Origin of the sequence: Bartonella sp. ML70XJBT.G (assembly GCF_028618575.1) — a bacterium.
In the GTDB taxonomy this organism is placed as follows: domain Bacteria; phylum Pseudomonadota; class Alphaproteobacteria; order Rhizobiales; family Rhizobiaceae; genus Bartonella.
Genome location: NZ_JAQITA010000045.1, coordinates 1 through 4,528 on the forward strand (window position 1 = coordinate 1; position 4,528 = coordinate 4,528).

Here is a 4,528-nt window from a genome sequence, read left to right on the forward strand (position 1 = left end):
TTACGGGTAAACAGCTTTATTTTGTAGGGGATGCGCTTTCTACGTATTTGGGCGGTGGTGCCAAATATGAGGATGGCAAATGGACAGCTCCAAGCTTCAAGGTTAATATAGTCAAGGATAATGGTCAAGAAAAAAGTGAGACTTATGATAATGTAGCGGATGCTTTGGCAGGGGTTGGTACTTCTTTTACCAACGTTCAGAATAAAATTACTAAGGAGATTACCAACCAGATTAATCACCTTCAATCAGATAATTCTGCAGTTGTTCATTATGATAAAGCCGATAAGAATGGTACCATTAATTATGCAAGTGTCACTTTTGGTGGTAAAGATAAAACTCTCACAGCTCTCCACAATGTTGCTAATGGTAATATTGTCAAGGATTCACATGATGTGGTTACGGGTGGTCAAATTAATACCATCTCTCAAGATGTTGCAAAATTTTTAGGTGGTAATGCGGCTTTTAACAATGGTAATTTTACAAAGCCAACTTATAAATTATCAAGTTTTTCTGAAGAAGGAACTTTAGGAGAGGCTAGCTATGATAATGTTGGTGCAGCCTTTGCTGGTCTTGACGCAAATGTTAAGCACGTGAATAATCATTTAGAAAATGTCGTCACTGAATTTACTGAAAAAGTAAATAATATTACTCAATCAGTTCAAGGCGATGCCTTGTTGTGGAGTAAGGAAGCCGACGCTTTTGTTGCCGATCATGGCAAGGGTGATGCGAAGACCAATAGCAAGATTATGCATCTTAAAGCTGGAGATATTACTGCTGAATCAACGGATGCGGTCAATGGTTCACAACTTTATTCTTTAGGAAGTGGAATTGCCTCATCTTTTGGTGGTGGAGCAAAATATGAAAAAGGCCAATGGTCCGCTCCAAAGTTCAAGATTACAATAGTTAATGATAATGGCGATAAAGAAGATAAGATATACCAGAATGTAGCAGAAGCTTTTGCAGGAGTTGGTACTTCTATCACGAAGGTCGAGAATAAAGTTACCAATGAAATTACCAAACAGATTAATCATCTTCAATCAGAGGGTTCAGCGGTTGTTCATTATGATAAAAAGGATAATCAGATTGATTATGCGAGTGTCACTTTTGGTGGTAAAGATAAAACCCTCACAGCTCTCCATAATGTTGCTAATGGTATTATCGGTGATAAGTCTCATGAAGTGATCACTGGCGGACAGATTTATAAAATTGGTGACGATATAGCCAAATTCTTAGGTGGAGATGCGGCCTTTAATAATGGAGCTTTTACGGCTCCAACTTATAAACTATCATACGTTGACACAAATGGAATTGTAACGGGCAGTTCTTTTCAAAGTATTGGAACAGCTTTTGCAGGTCTTGATATAAATATTAAGAATGTCAATCAACGGATTAAAAAAATATTTCAGGGAGTTGCACAAGATTCTTTATTGTGGAGCGAGAAGGATAGTGCTTTTGTAGCCCTTCATGGAGATGGCGAGGATAGAAAAGCAAGTAAACTTAAATTTCTTGCCAATGGAGAAGTTTCTAAAGAATCGACGGAAGCAATAACGGGCTCTCAACTTTATTCCTTAGGTGACAATATTGCGAAGTTTTTGGGCGGTAATGCCAAGTATGAAAATGGACAATGGATCGCTCCAAAGTTCAAGATTACAACATTCAAAGATGATGGTAGTGAAGTTGAAGAAAAAGAATACGAAAGTATTTCTGCTGCTTTTGAAGGTGTAGGTACGTCTTTCACAAATATCAAAAATGAAATTACCAATCAGATTAATCATCTTCAGTCAGATGATTCAGCGGTTATTCATTATGATAAACAGCAGGATGGTACCATTAATTATACGAGTGTAACTTTTGGTGGCAAGAATAAGAACCACACAACTCTTCGCAATGTTGCTAATGGTATTATTGATGATAAGTCTCATGAAGCGGTCACGGGCGGACAGATTTATACAATTGGTTCAGATATAGCCAAATTCTTGGGCGGAGAAGCAGCCTTTAACAATGGAGCCTTTACAGGACCAACCTATGAATTATCTAAAATTTCTGAACAAGGTACTGTAACGAAGGATAACTTTAAGAGTATTAGTTCAGCCTTTGCAGGACTTGATACAAGCATTCAAAATGTGAACAAGCGTATTAAAGAAGTCTCTCAAGGAGTTGCTCAAGATTCCTTGTCGTGGAGCCAGTCTGACAATGCCTTTAGTGCGCTACATGGTGCAAATAAGGAACGAAAAGCTAGCAAAATTACGCATATTTTAGATGGTGCTATTACTTCTGGCTCAACGGATGCTGTTACGGGTAGCCAGCTTTATTCCTTGGGTGATAAGGTTGCCACGTTTTTTGGCGGTAATGCTCGATATAAAAATGGCCAATGGACGGCACCAAGCTTTAAGATTACAACAGTTAAAGAAGATGGTAGCTCTGAAGATAAGACTTATAAAAATGTAACGGCTGCATTTGCAGGAGTTGGTACATCTTTCACGAATGTCAGAAATGAAATTACCAAACAGATTAATCATCTTCAGTCCGATGATTCCGCTGTTGTTCATTATGATAAAGACGATAAAAATAGCACCATTAATTATACGAGCGTTACTTTTGGTGGTAAAAATCGAAACCCCACAGTTCTTCGCAATGTTGCTAATGGTAATATTGCTGATAAGTCGCATGAAGCGATTACGGGCGGACAGATTTATAAAATTGGTGATGATATAGCTAAATTCTTGGGTGGGAAAGCAGCCATTAACAATGGAGCTTTTACAGGACCGACTTATGAATTATCTCAGGTAGAGAAAGATGGTAAAGTAGCAAACAAGTCCTTTACCGATGTTGGTTCAGCTTTTACAGGACTTGATACAAATATCAAGAATGTGAATGACCGGATTAAGGAAGTCTCAGAGGGAGTTGCACAGGATTCTTTAAATTGGAGTAGTGCTGAGGGTGCTTTTGTAGCTCTTCATGGGGAAGGAAGTAAAAAAACGAATAGCAAACTTAAATTCCTTGCCAATGGAGAAATTTCCAAAGGATCGACGGAAGCGATAACGGGCTCTCAACTTTATTCCTTAGGCGACAATGTTGCGAAGTCTTTTGGCGGTAATGCTAAGTATGACAATGGCAAATGGACGGCTCCAAGCTTCACACTGAGAACCTTTGATAGTAACAGTAATGAAGGTGAAAAAAAGACGTATAATGATGTTAATTCTGCTTTTGCTGGAATTGATACAAACTTCAAAAATGTGAATGAGCATCTAACGAACGTCGTTAATAAGTTTAATGAGGAAGTCACCAATATTACTCAAGAAATTGCCAAGGATTCTTTAAATTGGAGCAATGCTGATAGTGCTTTTGTTGCTTCTCATGGAGAAGGCGATGCAAGAAAAGATAGCAAGATTACACATATTTTGGCTGGAAATATTACTTCTGCTTCAACGGATGCAGTCAATGGTTCACAACTTTATTCCTTAGGCAATGATGTTGCGAAGTCTTTTGGCGGTACTGCTAAGTATGACAATGGCATATGGACGGCGCCAAAGTTCAAGATTACAACAGTTAAAGAGGATGGTAACCCTGAAGAGAAGAATTATACTAATGTAGCGGAAGCTTTAACGGGAGTTGGTACGTCTTTTACGAATATCAAAAATGAGATTACCAACCAGATTAATCATCTTCAGTCAGATGATTCCGCTGTTGTTCATTATGATAAAAAGGAAAATGATGAAATTGATTATACAAATGTGACTTTAGGCAAAGGTAAGGATTCTACACCCGTTGCACTTCATAATGTTGCTGATGGTAAGATTGCTAGTGAATCGCATGATGCCATTACGGGCGGTCAGATCAATAAAATGGGTGAGGATATTGCAAAGTTTTTAGGTGGTAGCGCAGCCTTTAAAGATGGTACTCTTACACAGCCAATTTATGCATTATCGGAAGTTTCTAAAGAAGGTCAGATTACAGATAAGTCCTTTAATGATGTTGGTTCAGCCTTTTCAGGCCTTGATACAAATATTAAGAATGTCAACCAGCGTATTAAAGAAGTCTCTCAAGGAGTTGCAAAAGATTCTTTGAATTGGAGCAATACTGATGAGGCTTTTGTTGCTCTTCATGGGGAAGGAGAAGCAAGAAAAGAGAGCAAGATTACGCATATTTTTGATGGCACTATTACAGCTACTTCAACGGATGCTGTTACCGGTAAACAGCTTTATTCATTCAATCAGACTTTAGCCAGCTATTTAGGTGGCGGAGCTGAATATAAGCAAGAAAAATGGAAAGCTCCAGATTTCAAAGTTCAGCAATTTGGTGAGAATGGTAAGCTTGAAGAGAAGACCTATCATAATGTTGCGACTGCTTTTGAAGGTGTAAATAATTCTGTCACGAATATGCATAATGAAATCACCAATCAGATTAGCCAAGTTGTGAGTGATAGCCTTGTGAAGCAAGATAAAGAGAGTAAGGTTATCAAGATAGGTTCTGAGAAAGAAGGTACAGAAATCACCGTTGCGAATAGTACTGGAGTGGCACGTCGTAT

Annotated in this window: 1 pseudogene; it reads left to right on the forward strand. The window is 38.3% G+C overall.

Annotation, left to right across the window (positions count from 1 at the left end):
- Positions 1-4,528, forward strand: a pseudogene (locus PVV64_RS09880) (hypothetical protein); the annotation flags it as partial.